Origin of the sequence: Duodenibacillus massiliensis, from assembly GCF_900128485.1 — a bacterium.
Lineage (GTDB): Bacteria > Pseudomonadota > Gammaproteobacteria > Burkholderiales > Burkholderiaceae_F > Duodenibacillus > Duodenibacillus massiliensis.
Genome location: NZ_LT635855.1, coordinates 34,570 through 50,403, shown reverse-complemented (window position 1 = coordinate 50,403; position 15,834 = coordinate 34,570). Strand labels below are relative to the sequence as shown.

Here is a 15,834-nt window from a genome sequence, read left to right as displayed (position 1 = left end):
TTTTCCGAAAGGAAAATTACTTGAGTTCGACCTTGGCGCCGGAAGCTTCGATCTTCTTCTTGAGCTCTTCGGCTTCTTCCTTGGCAACGCCTTCCTTGACGGCCTTGGGAGCGCCTTCGACGAGGTCCTTGGCTTCCTTGAGGCCGAGGCCGGTCACTTCGCGGACAACCTTGATGACGCCGATCTTGTTGGAACCGACTTCCTTGAGGATAACGTCGAATTCGGTCTTTTCTTCAGCGGCCGGGGCAGCAGCACCACCGGCGGCGGGGCCGGCGACGGCAACAGCAGCCGTAGCGGTAACGCCGAACTTTTCTTCCATCATCTTGATGAGTTCGCTGATTTCGAGAACGGTCTTGGAAGCGATCGCGTCGAGAATTTCTTCATTGGTCAGGGCCATTTTTGACTCCGTAACTGTGTATTAAATTGAATTGGTTAAAAATCAGGCAGCAGCCTTTTCCTGGGCATCGCGGTAAGCAGCCACAGTGCGCACGAAGCGCGCAGGCACTTCGTTAATAGTACGAACAAGTTTCGCAACCGGTTCGTTCATCGTAGCCATCAGCTTGGCGAGGAGTTCTTCGCGGCTCGGCATCGAGGCGAGCTGTTTGACGCCTTCCACGTCCATGACGTAGTTGGCCATCGCACCGCCCTTGATAACGAGCTTGTCGTTTTCCTTGGCAAACTGAGCAAGAACCTTGGCAGCGGCGACCGGATCGGCGGAGAAAGCGTAGACGAGCGGGCCGGAGAACTTCTCGGCCAGATCGGCAAACGCCGTTCCTTCGACGGCACGACGCACCAGCGTGTTCTTGACCACACGCAACTGCACACCCTGCTGACGTGCATTGGCACGCAGCTTGGTAACTGCTTCAACGGTCAGCCCACGGTATTCAGCGATAACGATTGCGGAGGTGTTGGCAACAATGCCGCGCATCTCTTCAATCACTGCCGCTTTGTCTTGACGATTAAGACCCATGGTCTGGCTCCACTCAGAGGTGCATCCGAAACAACACTGAATGCACCGGTTCTTTTAATAACCGGTTAACCCGTCTCTGAGAGTTGTTCGTGCGTGGGCAGGAAAAATCCTTCAACACAACACAGAGTCTCTCTTTGAGGTTTGAACCGTCTGCGCTGGATATCTCGGCAACCTTTCCGACCGCGGGGTGCGGTTTTTCCGGAATGTTCGAGACAATTAAAGGGCACCCGATGTGACTGCCAATCCCCAGCAAAAGCGCCGGGCGTCCCTCCAGCGGTCTTTGACAGCGGTGCGCCGTCCGAAAACGGCGTACCACCCAAAGCCCTCGAGGCCTCACGACCTCTTTTCGAATCAAAGCCCTCCGACAACGTCATCGGGCTTTAACCCTGGTTTACTGCATTAAAGCGTGGAGATATCCACGCGGGCACCGATACCCATCGTCGAGCTCACGGCCACCTTCTTGAGGTAGATACCCTTCTGGCTGGCGGGCTTGAGCTTGTTGATCTGTTCGATCAGTGCCTTAAGGTTCGTCGCCAAGCGGGCGGCATCAAAGGATGCACGGCCGATCGGGGCGTGAACGATACCGGCCTTGTCGGCGCGGAACTGAACCTGACCGGCCTTGGCGTTCTTAACGGCCTGGGCAACGTTCGGGGTCACGGTGCCGACCTTCGGGTTCGGCATCAGGCCGCGCGGGCCGAGGATCTGACCGAGCTGACCGACAACACGCATGGCGTCGGGGCTGGCGATCACAACATCAAAGTCCATCTTGCCGGCCTTGACTTCAGCGGCGAGGTCGTCGAAACCGACAATATCGGCACCGGCAGCCTTGGCTTCTTCGGCATGGGCACCCTGGGTGAACACGGCGACACGGACGGTCTTACCGGTACCTTCGGGCATAACAACAGCACCGCGGATGGTCTGGTCGGACTTACGGGTGTCAATGCCGAGCTGAACAGCCACGTCGACGGATTCGTCGAACTTGGCGTTGGCGCAGGCCTTGACGGCTTCGAGAGCCTCCAGAACCGGATAGTGCTTGGAAAGATCGTACTTGGCGGCGTTGGCTTTAACGCGCTTGGAAAGTTTGGCTGCCATCTTACAGACCCTCCACCGTGATACCCATGGAACGGGCAGAACCCGCGATCGTGCGCACGGCCGCGTCCATATCGGCGGCAGTGAGATCAGGCTGCTTCATCTTGGCGATTTCTTCAGCCTGAGCGCGCGTGATCTTGCCGACCTTGTCCGTGTGCGGACGGGCCGAACCCTTGGTGATCTTCGCGGCCTTCTTGATCAGAACCGTAGCCGGGGGCGTCTTCATCACGAAGGTGAAGCTCTTGTCGGCGTAGGCGGTGATCACAACCGGAATCGGAAGACCTGCTTCCATCTTCTGCGTCTTGGCGTTAAAGGCCTTGCAGAATTCCATGATGTTCAGACCGCGCTGGCCGAGAGCCGGACCAACGGGGGGCGAGGGATTGGCTTTGCCTGCAGGAATCTGCAGCTTAATAAAGCCGACGATTTTCTTTGCCATTTTTGACTCCCTGGGTTCCTGCGCACGGTCAATATGAGCGTGCTCCCCAGTTAAAATAAGAAAGGGCGCCATTATGCCGAAAAATTTCAGCAAAAGCAAACCCTTACCGAAAAAAATTTAAAACTGCCGCTCAAAATACAACAGTTTGTGGTCTCAAGAAAAACGGACCACAGTGTCTGCCACCGGGTCCGCTTCTTTCAGTCCGCCCGAAAGGGCGGCTGAGATCAGACTTTCTCGACTTCGTTAAACGCGAGTTCAACGCTCGTTTCGCGGCCGAAGATCGACACGAAGCAGCGCAGACGCGACTTGTCGTACATGACTTCTTCGACGCGGCCGTTGAAGTCCGTAAAGGGACCTTCCTTGATGCGGACCGTTTCGCCCACTTCAAAAAGAACCTTCGGACGGGCTTTTTCACCGGTACCGACATTCATGCGGCCCTTGATGCCGTCGATTTCACGCTGAGAAAGCGGCACGGGATTGTTGTTGCCGAGGAATTCGATCACGCGCGGCGTGGAGTTCATCAGGTGCCAGGTGTCTTCGTTCATGACCATCTCAACGAAAACATAGCCCGGGTACATGCGGCGTTCGCTTTCATACTTGCGGCCGTTCCGGTTTTCCTGCACCTTTTCAATCGGCAGTAGCACTTCGCCGAAATACTGCTTCAGATCAGAATGATCAATGCGGTCCTGAATGGCTTTGGCGACACTCTTTTCCATCGTGGAATAGACGTGCAACGTATACCAGCGCATTTCCGGCTGCTTGTTCTGATTGGTATCTTCAGACATTTAAGCTTCCCCGCTGAGGTTAGAACGACAGACGCAACAGTCCGTCGTAAAGGCCCCACTCCACGAACTTGTCGACAACAAACAGGTAGAAGGCAACGGCCACGACAAAAGCCATCACCAGTCCCGTGGTATTCACCGTTTCACGGCGGGTCGGCCAGACAACGCGGCGCAGTTCGTCATAGGACTCACGGCAAAAACCGATGAAGCGTTTGCCCGAGGGCGAAAATGCGGCAACGCCGCAGCCGATCACCAGGCCGCCCACCAGAGCGCCGATACGGATGCCGAGCTGCTGATCGGTCAGAAACGTAAAGGCAAAAATGCCCGCCGCAACGATCAACACCGCAAGTGTCACAACGCCGATATCAAGCGCTTTGTTGGATTCGGGCTGTACGTTTGTATTACTCATGACTTTCTTTCACGCTTAAAGCGCAGACAAACAAGCCGCGGTCGGGTGATCGCGGCTTGCTTATATCATCAGATTGTGGCAGGGGCAGAAGGAATCGAACCCTCAACCTACGGTTTTGGAGACCGTCGCTCTGCCAATTGAGCTATACCCCTGTCCGTCGGGGCGACTCACAACTGGGCCGTCCCGCGTCGAGAACTATTACTCGATGATCTTGGCAACCACGCCGGCACCGACCGTGTGACCGCCTTCACGGATAGCGAAGCGGAGGCCGGCTTCCATGGCGATCGGGCAGATGAGCTGAACGGTCATCGTGATGTTGTCGCCAGGCATCACCATTTCGGTGCCTTCCGGCAGTTCGATCGTACCGGTCACGTCCGTCGTACGGAAGTAGAACTGCGGACGATAGCCCTTGAAGAACGGGGTGTGGCGGCCGCCTTCTTCCTTCGTCAGAACGTACACTTCAGCCGTGAACTTCGTGTGCGGGGTGATGGTGCCGGGCTTCGCGAGAACCTGACCGCGTTCCACGTCTTCACGCTTCGTGCCGCGCAGCAGAATACCGACGTTGTCACCGGCTTCGCCTTCGTCAAGCAGCTTACGGAACATTTCCACGCCCGTGCAGGTCGTTTTCTGCGTGGGCTTGATGCCGACGATTTCGATTTCGTCGCCGACGCGGATCACACCGCGTTCGACACGGCCCGTCACAACGGTGCCGCGGCCGGAAATCGAGAACACGTCTTCGATCGGCATCAGGAACGGCTGATCCAGAGCGCGCTGCGGCGTCGGGATGTAGTCGTCGAGCGTTTCGGCGAGCTTCATGATGGACTGTTCGCCGAGTTCACCCGTGTCGCCTTCCAGAGCGAGCTTGGCGGAACCCTTGATGATCGGGATCGTGTCGCCCGGGAAGTCGTAGCTCGACAGAAGTTCGCGGACTTCCATTTCAACGAGCTCGAGCAGTTCCGGATCGTCAACCATGTCGCACTTGTTCAGGTAGACGATGATGTAGGGAACACCCACCTGGCGGGCAAGAAGGATGTGTTCACGCGTCTGGGGCATGGGGCCGTCAGCAGCGGACACAACGAGGATGGCGCCGTCCATCTGGGCAGCACCGGTAATCATGTTCTTCACATAGTCGGCGTGCCCCGGGCAGTCGACGTGAGCGTAGTGGCGCTTGGCGGTTTCGTATTCAACGTGAGCGGTGTTGATCGTGATGCCGCGGGCCTTTTCTTCAGGAGCCGCGTCGATCTGATCGTAGGCCTTGGCTTCGCCGCCGAACTTCTTGGACAGAACCGTGCAGATAGCAGCGGTGAGCGTCGTCTTACCGTGGTCAACGTGACCGATGGTGCCGACGTTGACGTGCGGCTTGGTGCGCTCAAACTTCTCTTTTGCCATGGTTTAACTCCTGAACAAAAGCCGGAAACTTTTCCGGGTTGTATTCAAAAAATGTCAAACGAAAAAAATTACTGGTGCCCGTGATGCGGATCGAACGCATGACCTCTCCCTTACCAAGGGAGTGCTCTACCACTGAGCCACACGGGCACACTTTGATGCTGGAGCGGGTGAAGGGAATCGAACCCTCGTCGTAAGCTTGGAAGGCTTCTGCTCTACCATTGAGCTACACCCGCCTATTACAACTGCAATTCGGCTTCCTTTTACCGCACTGCATTTGCGGCTGTCTTTATCAGACAGATCGCTGGTGGAGGGGGATGGATTCGAACCATCGTAGGCGTAAGCCAACAGATTTACAGTCTGCCCCCTTTAGCCACTCGGGCACCCCTCCGTAGCGAATGGCAGATTATGCGGGTTGTCGGAGACTTTGTCAAGCTCTCCGGCGAAAAACAACACCGAAATACCTCTGCGGACCTGAAATCCGCCCGGTTTTCCTCCGGATTGTTCTTCTCCCTTCTGCCGGGAAGGCGCGCATTGTATCTGAAAATTCCGGCTTTGTCAGGCCACGCCCAAAAAAGCCTGCAGCAATACGCTCACAAAGAGACAAACCCAGCCTGCGCGCCCCACCAGAGCTGTCCAGGCAAGATCGCCTCCGGAGATAAGGCGCCTCTCCTCACGTTCGGCCCAGTTCACGTCCCTCGCCCGCAGCCCCGCCACCATGAGCGGCACGGAAAAATACGTGCGGATCAGAATCAGCAGAATTCCGAAGTTTCCGAAGCCAGCGGCAACAGCTCCCGAGGACATGTCTGCGGCGCCAGCGGCAAAACTCACGGCCGTTGCAAAAAACACGATCTGCTGACCGATCGTCACTTCCTTTGCCCAGCGGCTGTTGTTTCGTTGATTGTCTGACAATTGCGCGCCCTTTGCGGTTACCGTTCCTGCGAGGGAGTTTTTACCCGGCACAGGTCATTTTCTTTCCGTGCATATTGTGCACCAAGGCACCTCCCCTGCGCTTGGCTTTTCTTCACAAATCCCATAGTTTTGTTAAGAATAATGGCGATTTGCGAAAAAGCACGCATTTCCGGCGGCGCACGGCTAAAGTAACCGTAAAGGCAACTGCTGCCGGAGGTAAATCATGACTAAGCTGCGCATTCTTTCTGCTGCTGCGGCCGCTGCCGCAGCACTTCTGCTTGCCGCAACGGCGCTGCCTGCGGCAGCCCACGGTCCCGGCCCCGGATTCGGCCCGGGCTTTGCTCCGCGCCCGCCCGCTCACCGTCCCGTCTGGCACCGCCCGCCGCCCCCGCGTCACCACAGCTGGCACAGCCGCGACTGGGCCTGGGTCTGGGGACCGCTTGCCGCCGGGGCTCTCGTTTACGGAGCCGCTGCCGCACTGCGTGACGATCCTCCCGTGACAACGTACGTTATTCCGCAGACACAACCCTATCCGGGCAATTCGTCAACCACCACCACGACAACAACGACAACCACGACAACGAATACGGTTTTCTGGTGCGAAGCCGAACAGGGCTGGTGGCCGCAGGTCAGAGCCTGTCCGACGGGCTGGAAAGCAATGCCTGCGCCTTAAGCGCTGAAGACGTCCTTCATCCAGCCGGAAACGGCGGCACTGACTTCCTGCGGGCACTCAGTCATCGGCCAGTGTGCGCAGTGAACCGCCTGAATGCGGGCCAGAGGCATCCGCGCCACCCAGGCAGCCATCGCCTTTTCATCGGTAAAGGTCCCGGAAGAAGCGGCAATCACCAGTGTCGGACACGTAATCGACTCCGGCGCGGGTGTGCGGCGCCCCACTTCCAGAAGGTCTCTTAAGTACGGTGCGAGATGGATGTACTGCAGGTCGGCCTTTGCCGACGAGTACTGCGCGATAAAGGCCTTGAGCTCGTCACCTCCGCGGGCAATCATTTCACGGGCCTTGCTGTCCATGGCTCGCAGATCCTGCGCGACAAGGCGTCTGGAAAACCCGAGCGAATTCATGGCGCGCGTCACGGACTCTGCAAGCCGCAGCATCGGGAGTTTGCGCTTCATTGAACGGGCCTTGGAGGTGAGTGCTTCCGTCACCAGGGGATCCAGAAGCACAACGCCCCTTACTTTTTCCGGATAGTGCGCCGCAAGGTTTAGGGTGACCTGGGCTCCGAGGCTGTGCCCGATGATCACGGCTTTTTGCACACCCACGGCCTTCATCACTTCAGTTACATCCGCGCACCAGTCCTCAAGCCGCGCCTTCTTGCGGCAGATGCTTGCGGCATGACCCCGCAAATCCATGCGGATAAAGTTCCAGTCGTCCCTTAAGTCCGTTGTATCGAGAAACTCTTCCCAGCGGCTGCCGTTACTTGCGACACCGTGCAGCAGAATCACCGTACCCTTCGCAGACGGTTTTTTCGCCGCAAGATACGACCAGTGAATGAGCGCAGCGCCCAGGGCAAGCCTGTGGCGCTCCTCGCCGGGCAGCAGTCTGTAGGCTAAAAGTTCGGTTTCCTGATTGTCGCGGGAAGGCATGACTGAAGAAAAAATTCCGGATGAAAGTGCCGGCAGCCGAAAGTACCGCCGGCCGTCAAACCGTCATTTTCCTACAGCTGACTTCTTTCGGGCAAGCCTTTGGGCTGCAGCCAGCCGGTAGAGCGTGCGCTCGGAAATACCGAGCCGGCGCGCCAGCTGCGCGCGGCTGCCGGAAAAACGGTTCACGGCCCAGCGGATATAAAGATCGTTTACTTCCGCAACAGGCCGTATGCCGGCATCGGGCTGAAAGAGGCTGTCGGCTTCATCGGCGGGTTCCTGCGTCAGGCTCAGCATCTCAGGCGTTATGCAGGAAGCGTCTTCTGCCGCCGCACGGCGCGCCGCGGCAAAAACCGTCTCCCGCAACTCTCGGATATTGGCCTTCCAGCGGGCCCCTGTCAAAGCGCTCAGAGCCTCCGGCGACACATCCGCCGTCCCCTCCCCCTGCCGGCGGAAGTCACTTAGAAAGTGCCGCACCAGAAGTTCCACATCATCGCGCCTTGCCGAAAGCGGTTCGATAAACACCGGCACGGCTTCCGCTACCAGCGTTTTCTGCGCTTCTCCGAAAGCGGCAAAGGCGCGTGAGGAAATCCCCGCACTCATCATCCAGCGAAAATCGGTTACCGTAAAGCCCTTCACACCTTCGTACTCTTCCCGGTGCAGCACTTCGCAGAGCCAAGACAGCACCGCCCCATCGGCTTCATCGACGCGTTCGAGAAAAAGCGTGCCGCCCGCAGCCTGCGCAAAAAGGCCTGTCGCGCAGCCCGCAATGCCGCCCGAGACCTCGCCGGCAAAAAGATCGTGCGCCGCGCGCACCGTCATGCCGGCCAGATTGATTTTCACAAAGGGGCCCGTGGCGCGCGGACTGTTTTCATGCACGGTGCGTGCGGCAAGTTCCCGGCCGCTGCCTTCCTCACCCCAGAAGTAAAGCGCTGAATTTCTCTGCGATACGGAGGCAAGGCGGCTCACAATGCGCCGAAACGCCGCGCTTTTTCCCACCATAACCCCCGCAGCCGCGTCCGTGCGGTGCGGACGGATCCGCTCAAGCCAGTAAAGCACCTTGCCGTCAGAGGCGGTCACGGCGCTTGTGATAACCGTATAGCGGTGTTCGGCGTCGTTGGCAAAAATTGCGTGCACAGCCGAGGCTTCCCGGTGCGTCTCGCCGGTTTTGTCCAGGGGACAGGCCAGGCCGCACTCCGGGCATCTTGCCGCCCGGTGCAGTGCCTCCCAGCAGCGTCTTCCTTCAAAGAAAACCGCCCCGAATTCGGCTGTATAGGCGGCGTTGACGGCCGCCACCGTCTGATCCTCCGGCCGGATAAGACACGCCGGTTCATCAATTGCCGACAAAAGACAGTCAAGTTCGGACGCTACCGCCATAAAAAACCGCTCAACAGGAAAAGGAAAACGCCGAGCGGACCCGGCGGGCTGACAACCAAGTGAAACTCATTATGCCAAATATGTCAGTTTATGTCCGATTTTGATGATTTTTGGAGAAAAACTATCCCTTCCCGGCATATTTTCTTACCCTCACGCAGGGCCGCTTCTCTAAGATACGCTCGTCAAGAATCCCTGCGTATACGAAAGTTGGGTCTTATGTCTGAAACCACCTGTTCCGCCGCCAAAAAGCCCGGACTCGTTTTGGAAATCGCCGTCATCCTGTGCTGCAAACTCACTGCCATCTTCGGGCTGTGGTACTTCTTTTTCGGCCCGGACAAGCGCGTCGAGCAAACGCCTGAAAACGTCGCAACAGCCCTTCTGGAACGTGCGCCGGAATCTAACAATTCAACACAACAAATCACTCCGAGGGAGCAGCAATGATTTCTTCTGAACTCGTTGATCTGTCGCGGCTGCAGTTCGCGTTCACCTCCATGTACCACTTCCTGTTTGTCCCGCTTACGCTGGGGCTTTCATTCATGCTGGTGGTCATGGAAGCCTGTTACGTCGTAACCGGCCGTGAGGTCTACAAAGACATGACCCGTTTCTGGGGCAAGCTTTTCGGCATTAACTTTGCCCTGGGCGTTGCCACCGGCATCACCATGGAATTCCAGTTCGGCACGAACTGGGCCTACTACTCGCACTACGTGGGCGACATCTTCGGCGCCCCGCTTGCGATTGAAGGTCTGATGGCCTTCTTCCTGGAATCCACCATGGTCGGGCTCTTTTTCTTCGGCTGGAACCGTCTGAGCAAGGGCGGACACCTTGCCGTCACGTTCCTGATGGCCCTGGGCACGAACCTCTCGGCGTTGTGGATTCTGATTGCCAACGCCTGGATGCAATACCCCGCGGGCAGCGAATTCAATTTCGTGACAATGCGTATGGAAATGGCCAACTTCTGGGAAGTGGTTACGAGTCCCTGGGCGCAGGCCAAGTTCATGCACACGATTAACGCCGGCTACATGACGGGCGCCATGTTCGTTCTGTCGATTTCGGCCTGGTACCTCATCAAGGGCCGCGATATTGACTTTGCGAAGAAGTCGATCCGCCTGGCAGCATGCTTCGGCTTTATCGCCACGCTTCTCACGATTCACATGGGTGACGAATCCGGTTACCTCGTGACGAAAAATCAGCCCACCAAGATCGCTTCGATGGAAGCCATGTGGGAAACGCACGAAGCGCCGGCTCCGCTCTCGCTTTTTGCTCTTCCGAACGACAAGACCCGTTCCAATGAAATGGAAGTCTCGGTTCCCTGGCTTTTCGGTCTGATGGGTACGCGCAGCATCTCCACGGAAATCGAAGGCATCAATCCGCTTGTTGAAAAGGCTCAGGCCCGCATCATCAACGGCCAGCGTGCCGTGGGACTTCTGGAAGAACTCCGCAAGAACCCCTCAAGCCAGAACCTGCGTCAGCAGTTTGAAGAAGTTCAGGCTGATTTGGGTTACGGTCTGCTTCTGAAAAAGTACACCGCTGATGTCTCCAAGGCCACGCCCGACCAGATCCGCACCGCGGCTCTTTCCACGGTGCCTGCCGTGAATCCGATGTACTGGTCTTTCCGCCTGATGGTGGGCTGCGCCATTGCAAGCCTTCTCATCTTCCTTCTGTGCGCCTGGTTCAGCATCAAGAACAACATGGTTGAGAAGAAGAAGCTTCTGTGGCTCAGTCTGCTGGCCATGCCGCTGCCCTGGATTGCCTGCGAAGCCGGCTGGTTTGTCGCCGAATACGGCCGTCAGCCCTGGACCATTTACGAAGTGCTTCCCACGGATCTCTCGGTGTCTTCGCTTTCCGCCGGCAGCGTTCTCGGGTCTCTCATCGGCTTTATCGTCCTTTACGCGGTACTGCTTGTGGTTGAACTCTGGCTCATGGTGCGCTTTGCCAAACTCGGTCCGAGCTCTCTGAGCACCGGCCGCTACTTCTTTGAACGCAAAGCCTAACCGGATGGAGAAATTACGATGATCGATTATGAAATTCTGAAAGTCATCTGGTGGCTCTTTATCGGGGTTCTCCTCGTGGGCTTTGCCATCATGGACGGCCAGGACATGGGTGTGGGGTCTCTGCTGCCCTTCCTCGGCAAAAACGATACGGAACGCCGCTGCATGATCAATTCGGTTGCTCCCCACTGGGACGGCAACCAGGTGTGGTTCATCACCGGGGGCGGCGCCATTTTTGCCGCCTGGCCGATTGTGTACGCAACGGCTTTCTCGGGCTTTTACTGGGCCATGCTCATCATTCTCGCGGCTCTGATCTTCCGCCCCCTGGCGTTTGACTACCGCAGCAAGCATGAGCACGACACGTGGAAGAAGTCCTGGGACTGGCTGCTCTTTGTGGGTTCTGCCGTTCCCCCGATCATTTTCGGTGTGGCCTTCGGCAATATGCTGCAGGGTGTGCCCTTCCACCTCGATGAAACGATGCGTCCGATTTACACCGGCAGCTTCTTCGGGCTTCTGAATCCCTTCGGCCTTCTGTGCGGTGTGGTCTCTCTGCTGATGATCGTTGCCCACGGCGCCAACTACCTGGTTTTAAGAACCGAAGATGACCTGCAGCGCCGCGCCTCCGTGGTGAGCACGCTCACCTCCTTTGCGACGGTTGTGCTCTTCATCCTGGGCGGCATCTGGGCTTACTTCGGTGTTGACGGCTTTGTTGCGACCGCGGGTCTTGACCCGGCCGGTCCCGCCAATCCGCTTGCCAAGACCGTTGACGTTTACGCCGGCGCGTGGTTTGCGAACTTCTCGTCCTACCCGGTTCTGTGGCTTGTGCCGCTTGTTGCCGTGCTCGGGTTTGTGGTCTCGGGCATTCTTGCCCGCGGCATGAAGGGCCTTGCGGCGGTTGTCAGTTCCGCGGTGGGCCTGCTCGGTGTGATCCTCACGCCCCTGGTTGCCATGTTCCCCTTCATCCTGCCGAGCTCGACCGATGCGCGCTCCGGCCTGACGATCTGGGACAGCACGAGCTCTCAGCTCACGCTTGAGATCATGCTTGTTGTTACGCTCATCTTCCTGCCGATTGTGGTCGCCTACACCACGTGGGCTTACCGCACAATGTCCGGCAAGATCACGTCCGACTTCATCGCCAAGAACGATCACAACCTGTACTGATCGGTATGAACCCGGCGGCAGAAAGGCTTTATGACTGAAGCGCTCTGCCGCCGACAAACCCCTTAACCGGAGGATTTGACATGATCTACTTTTACTGGGCTGCCGGTCTTGGCTTCGCCCTCGCGATTTCGATTCTCATCTCCGTGACGATCGACAACCGCGAAGAAGAAGACAACAAGGCTTAATGCCTTACAAGCACTCTGCCTGCAACAACGTCAGAAAAGGAACAAACGTGCGGACTCTGATGCGAGTTTTAAGCTTTCTTGCGGCCGCGGCCGTGATGTGTATCACCGTGTTTTATCCGCGGCTTATTGCCGAGACAAGCACGTCTGTGCCGCACGGCTTTTTTGTTCTCATGATGATCGGCATGAGTTTCTGCTGGGTGCACGGTTTCGGGTTTATCCCGCAAAACCGTGCCCTGCGTGTCTGCTTTTCGCCCGTCGTGGCCTGGCCGCTGATTGCCCTGGGCATCTGGGGCGTGTTTCTGCGATGACGGACAATAAAGCACCGTCGCTTTTTGAACGCATCGGCGGGGCTGAAACGGTGAACGCACTGGTTTCAGCCTACTTCCGGGAGCTGCATACCCAGCCCCGTGCCCCAACCCTTTGCGGCTTTTACAGTAAAGCAACGGATCACTATCAAACCCGCATGGTCGAGTACATCACGGGTTTTTTGGGCGGCCCGGGGCTCTATCAGCAGGCGCACGGCCTGCCGATGCTGCGGGAACAGCACTGCCGGCTCACGATTGATGACGCCATGCGTGATCAGTGGTACGGCTGTATGCAGGCGGCCATTGCTGATGTGATTTCCGATGCCGCACTGCGCACTCAGCTTGAAGCGGCCTTCTGGCGCATGGCCGACAGTCTCAGAAACGCGTAACGCGCCTCAGAACACGGGTTCTCCTCTGCGCATCAGGCATCCGATGTGCAGTTCCAGATTGGTTTTATCGTCGGCAATCCACACCACGCCGTCCTGAACCGTAGCTGCGAGGTGCATACTGCGCGTGCACATTGCCGTGAGTTTTTGGACTTCTTCGTCACTTATCGTGCGGATCGTGAGCTTATCGATCTTGCCGAAATCACCCTTATTGGAAAGCCACCAGGGACCGGTTTTTGCCTCATCGTAGGCAAGCACCACCACATCGTCGCTTCTGCCCGCCGCGCGCCTTAAGGCCTTGTTGTCGGGATTGCCCACATCGATCCAGCGGCCGATATCCCCCGCATCATTGGTTCCCCACAAGTCCGGTTCGTCTTCGGCGGAAAGTCCCCGGCCGAACTCCAGCTTTTCATCCGCGTAAAGGCAGAAGGCCAGAATCCGGACCATCATGCGCTCTTCGGTTTCCGAGGGGTGCCGCGCCACGGTAAGCGACCGCGAGCCGTACCAGCCGCGGTCAAGATCGGAAATATCAAGTGTTGCCTTATAAATCGTTGCGCCGAGCGCCATTTTTAAACTCCTGCACCCAGTAAGGTGAGTGTGAGCGGCACCGTGGCCGCCGACACAAGCGTAGAGACGAAGATGGAATTACTCGCGGCCCCCTCTTCCGAGTTAAATTCGTTACTCATGATGTAGAGGTTGATGGCCACAGGCAGAGCCGCCAAAAGCGTTGCCGCATTGGTTTCGAGCTCCCCGAGACCGATGAGGCGGCAGAAAAAGAAAACAAGCGCGGGCTGCACCGCAAGCTTTAAAACCGTGATCAGCGTGCCTTTGGGTAAGGAGGCCTTAAACGAATGCTGCGCAAGGCCCATACCGACCGCAATCAGTGCCGCCGGTGTTGTGGCAAGCGCCACCCAGTCCACCGTCTTTTGCGCAACCTGCGGCAGATGCCAGCCCGTCATACCCCAGCACGAGCCGATGATGATGCCGAGAACAATCGGGTTTTTAAAGATGTTGATGAGGGCATGCACGAACTTCCGGGCGTCGATTTTCCCGCCCGTTTTTCCGAATTCCACACAAGCCGTGGCCGCTGTCCAAAGCAGCAGAACGTTAAAAATAATGATGAGCGAAATCGTGGGGATAGCCTCGTCGCCGAGGCTCACCTGCACAATGGGAACACCGAGCTGCACGTTGTTGCCGAAAATGCCGCCCATGCCGGTAATGACCTGGCCTGTGCTGTCCTGACGGAAAAAATATTTGCCGCAGTATTTGCCGAGCAAGAAGACGACGACACATGAGGCAAAAAAGGCAATGAGCACCTTCCAGTCCACGGGCGGCATCTCTGAGAGCCCGCTCATGATCTTAAAAAGAAGGACCGGCATCAGAAGCTTAAAAACAAACTTCGACAGTGCCGAGCTCACCGCTTTGTCAAAAAGCCCGATTTTGATCGTAAACCAGCCCAAAAACACCAGCAGAAAAAGCGGAGCGCAAAGCTCAAGATGATGCAGAAAGATCGACACAGCCGCTATCCGTAAGGGTTGAAATCACAAAGAAAATCCGGAAAAGACGTGCATTATCGGCCCAAACGGGGCCGGGCACAAACTTCAGGCCGTAAAAAAGCCGCTTCGGCAGACTCATTTTCTGCGCAAAGCGGCTTTATACGTTTGTCAGATCGCCTCTGACGCCTCAGGCTTTATCAGTCGAAGCGGTAGACGAACTGAGCACCCACGAGGATGGCGTCAAGCTTATTAAATTCGCCGAGCTGCTCACCCGTTGTCTTGTTGTAGAGGCCCTTATCACCGATTCCCTTGAGGTACGCGAGACCGAAGTCACCCTGCAGTTTGTTATTGACGTGCCAGGTGGCGCCCAAAGAGAGCCACAGGCGGTCAGTATCCGGAATCGTGGCGCTGCGGTACTTGTCGTCATCAACCGGCGAGATTTCATAGCCCACACCGCCGCGGACCGTGACTGCATCATTGATCGTGTAGTCAGCACCGAGCGTAAAGAGCCAGGAATCTTTCCAGTGATACTCCTCTTTGTGAGTGTTGCTGCTCGTCGGGTTTCCGGCCATTTGGCCAAGTCTGCCAAATGCAGAACTGGTGATCGGCAACGAATCAAAGCTTGCCCAATTTGTCCAACGAACCAAGCCTGACAAACGCAGAGCCTGAGTTGCTTCCCATGTCCCGGTCAGTGTCACAACATGCGGAGCAGACATTGTGGCTTGCCCATCATAAGTACCCAGGTTATAACCCTTGCCGCTCGTGTTAGCAGGGATTCCCAATTTCGGAATGCCATCCGGACCGGTTTTCATCCCTGCCTTAAACGTACCGTCTGCGTGGTGATTCACCTGAGAGCGATAAGCCAGACCGAAACGCAGCGTCTCCGTGGGCTGCCACATCACGCCGAGGTTTCCGCCCCAGGCCCAGCCGTCAGCAGACAGACGACCATATCCCGTAGCACCACCAACAGGAACACCGCTTTCGAAGTGCGCCGTCACATACTGCAGCGACATACCCGCACCAATGGAGAGCTTGTCGTTTACCTTCCAGGCAACGTTCGGATTAAAGTCAAAGACCTTCACTTCAGCGTTCATGCCGTGGTCGGCAAGTTCCCAGTCGCGCTTATATTCAGTCGCCATACCGAAAGGAACCGTGATACCGAAGCCAAACCACATGTCTTCATTCATCTGATGGGTGTGTGTAGATTTTTGTGTCTAGCGCGGGTTTACGGTTGAGCTTGTTGGCTCGCTAACAGGGGTATTTAACCCCGGGTACTTCGGGGCTGTCAAGCCCCAATTTTTCTATCAGTGGTAATGCGATGATTCAGGGTACGACGGCGGCATGGGAGGGCTGCAT

General features: G+C 57.0%; 19 protein-coding genes and 4 tRNA genes. 6 read left to right on the top strand and 17 right to left on the bottom strand.

Annotation, left to right across the window (positions count from 1 at the left end; genetic code table 11):
* Nucleotides 1–16: 16 nt before the first annotated feature.
* The 12 genes from rplL to BQ7486_RS00885 all read right to left on the bottom strand — a co-directional run bounded on the left by rplL (nt 17) and on the right by BQ7486_RS00885 (nt 5,984).
* Nucleotides 17–397, bottom strand: a complete 381-nt coding sequence (gene rplL, locus BQ7486_RS00940; RefSeq protein WP_022372545.1) for a 50S ribosomal protein L7/L12 — start codon at nt 395–397, stop codon at nt 17–19.
* Between the two features lie 42 nt (nt 398–439).
* Nucleotides 440–970: a 50S ribosomal protein L10 gene (gene rplJ, locus BQ7486_RS00935; RefSeq protein ID WP_022372544.1), complete on the bottom strand. Its 531-nt coding sequence runs from the start codon at nt 968–970 to the stop codon at nt 440–442.
* A gap of 399 nt (nt 971–1,369) precedes the next feature.
* On the bottom strand, nt 1,370–2,062 hold the full coding sequence (gene rplA, locus BQ7486_RS00930; RefSeq protein ID WP_022372543.1) for a 50S ribosomal protein L1: 693 nt from the start codon (nt 2,060–2,062) through the stop codon (nt 1,370–1,372).
* A 1-nt stretch (nt 2,063) separates the two neighbouring features.
* Nucleotides 2,064–2,495, bottom strand: coding sequence for a 50S ribosomal protein L11 (rplK, locus tag BQ7486_RS00925; RefSeq protein WP_022372542.1), 432 nt, complete (start codon nt 2,493–2,495; stop codon nt 2,064–2,066).
* A gap of 224 nt (nt 2,496–2,719) precedes the next feature.
* On the bottom strand, nt 2,720–3,280 hold the full coding sequence (gene nusG / locus BQ7486_RS00920; protein WP_022372541.1) for a transcription termination/antitermination protein NusG: 561 nt from the start codon (nt 3,278–3,280) through the stop codon (nt 2,720–2,722).
* A 19-nt stretch (nt 3,281–3,299) separates the two neighbouring features.
* A complete protein-coding gene (secE, locus tag BQ7486_RS00915; protein ID WP_022372540.1) occupies nt 3,300–3,686 on the bottom strand; it encodes a preprotein translocase subunit SecE in 387 nt (128 codons plus the stop codon).
* Nucleotides 3,687–3,762: 76 nt separating this feature from the next.
* Nucleotides 3,763–3,838, bottom strand: a tRNA-Trp gene (locus tag BQ7486_RS00910).
* A gap of 46 nt (nt 3,839–3,884) precedes the next feature.
* Nucleotides 3,885–5,075: an elongation factor Tu gene (gene tuf / locus BQ7486_RS00905; protein ID WP_074008611.1), complete on the bottom strand. Its 1,191-nt coding sequence runs from the start codon at nt 5,073–5,075 to the stop codon at nt 3,885–3,887.
* Nucleotides 5,076–5,147: 72 nt separating this feature from the next.
* Nucleotides 5,148–5,222 (bottom strand) — tRNA-Thr (locus BQ7486_RS00900).
* Between the two features lie 12 nt (nt 5,223–5,234).
* A tRNA-Gly gene (locus BQ7486_RS00895) sits at nt 5,235–5,308 on the bottom strand.
* 69 nt (nt 5,309–5,377) lie between these two features.
* Nucleotides 5,378–5,463, bottom strand: a tRNA-Tyr gene (locus tag BQ7486_RS00890).
* Between the two features lie 167 nt (nt 5,464–5,630).
* On the bottom strand, nt 5,631–5,984 hold the full coding sequence (locus tag BQ7486_RS00885) for a hypothetical protein (protein ID WP_143182981.1): 354 nt from the start codon (nt 5,982–5,984) through the stop codon (nt 5,631–5,633).
* Nucleotides 5,985–6,207: 223 nt separating this feature from the next.
* On the opposite strand from BQ7486_RS00885, the gene BQ7486_RS00880 reads away from it, so the two are divergent.
* Entirely contained in the window at nt 6,208–6,657 is a 450-nt protein-coding gene (locus tag BQ7486_RS00880; RefSeq protein WP_022372682.1) for a hypothetical protein, read from the top strand.
* Here BQ7486_RS00880 and BQ7486_RS00875 read toward each other — a convergent pair.
* Together BQ7486_RS00875 and BQ7486_RS00870 are read right to left on the bottom strand one after the other, a co-directional pair.
* Nucleotides 6,654–7,583, bottom strand: coding sequence for an alpha/beta fold hydrolase (locus BQ7486_RS00875; RefSeq protein WP_074008610.1), 930 nt, complete (start codon nt 7,581–7,583; stop codon nt 6,654–6,656). The two genes, BQ7486_RS00880 and BQ7486_RS00875, sit on opposite strands and share 4 nt — an antisense overlap.
* Nucleotides 7,584–7,646: 63 nt before the next feature.
* Entirely contained in the window at nt 7,647–8,957 is a 1,311-nt protein-coding gene (locus tag BQ7486_RS00870) for a sigma 54-interacting transcriptional regulator (RefSeq protein ID WP_022372680.1), read from the bottom strand.
* Nucleotides 8,958–9,173: 216 nt separating this feature from the next.
* Between BQ7486_RS00870 and cydP the strand changes: the two genes are divergently transcribed.
* The 5 genes from cydP to BQ7486_RS00845 all read left to right on the top strand — a co-directional run bounded on the left by cydP (nt 9,174) and on the right by BQ7486_RS00845 (nt 12,985).
* Nucleotides 9,174–9,398: a cytochrome oxidase putative small subunit CydP gene (gene cydP / locus BQ7486_RS00865; RefSeq protein WP_022372679.1), complete on the top strand. Its 225-nt coding sequence runs from the start codon at nt 9,174–9,176 to the stop codon at nt 9,396–9,398.
* Entirely contained in the window at nt 9,395–10,948 is a 1,554-nt protein-coding gene (locus BQ7486_RS00860; protein WP_074008609.1) for a cytochrome ubiquinol oxidase subunit I, read from the top strand. The genes cydP and BQ7486_RS00860 overlap by 4 nt, the downstream gene beginning before the upstream one ends.
* 18 nt (nt 10,949–10,966) lie before the next feature.
* Entirely contained in the window at nt 10,967–12,106 is a 1,140-nt protein-coding gene (gene cydB / locus BQ7486_RS00855; RefSeq protein WP_022372677.1) for a cytochrome d ubiquinol oxidase subunit II, read from the top strand.
* A 244-nt stretch (nt 12,107–12,350) separates the two neighbouring features.
* On the top strand, nt 12,351–12,599 hold the full coding sequence (locus BQ7486_RS00850) for a cyd operon YbgE family protein (protein ID WP_074008627.1): 249 nt from the start codon (nt 12,351–12,353) through the stop codon (nt 12,597–12,599).
* Complete coding sequence (locus tag BQ7486_RS00845) at nt 12,596–12,985, top strand: group II truncated hemoglobin (RefSeq protein ID WP_022372674.1); 390 nt, start codon at nt 12,596–12,598, stop codon at nt 12,983–12,985. The genes BQ7486_RS00850 and BQ7486_RS00845 overlap by 4 nt, the downstream gene beginning before the upstream one ends.
* Nucleotides 12,986–12,991: 6 nt before the next feature.
* On the opposite strand, the gene BQ7486_RS00840 is transcribed toward BQ7486_RS00845, so the two are convergent.
* From BQ7486_RS00840 to BQ7486_RS00830, 3 genes are all read right to left on the bottom strand, one after another.
* Nucleotides 12,992–13,549, bottom strand: coding sequence for a YaeQ family protein (locus BQ7486_RS00840; RefSeq protein ID WP_074008608.1), 558 nt, complete (start codon nt 13,547–13,549; stop codon nt 12,992–12,994).
* A gap of 2 nt (nt 13,550–13,551) precedes the next feature.
* Nucleotides 13,552–14,499: an AEC family transporter gene (locus BQ7486_RS00835; protein ID WP_074008607.1), complete on the bottom strand. Its 948-nt coding sequence runs from the start codon at nt 14,497–14,499 to the stop codon at nt 13,552–13,554.
* Between the two features lie 176 nt (nt 14,500–14,675).
* A complete protein-coding gene (locus BQ7486_RS00830; protein WP_074008606.1) occupies nt 14,676–15,665 on the bottom strand; it encodes an OmpP1/FadL family transporter in 990 nt (329 codons plus the stop codon).
* Nucleotides 15,666–15,834: the final 169 nt, after the last annotated feature.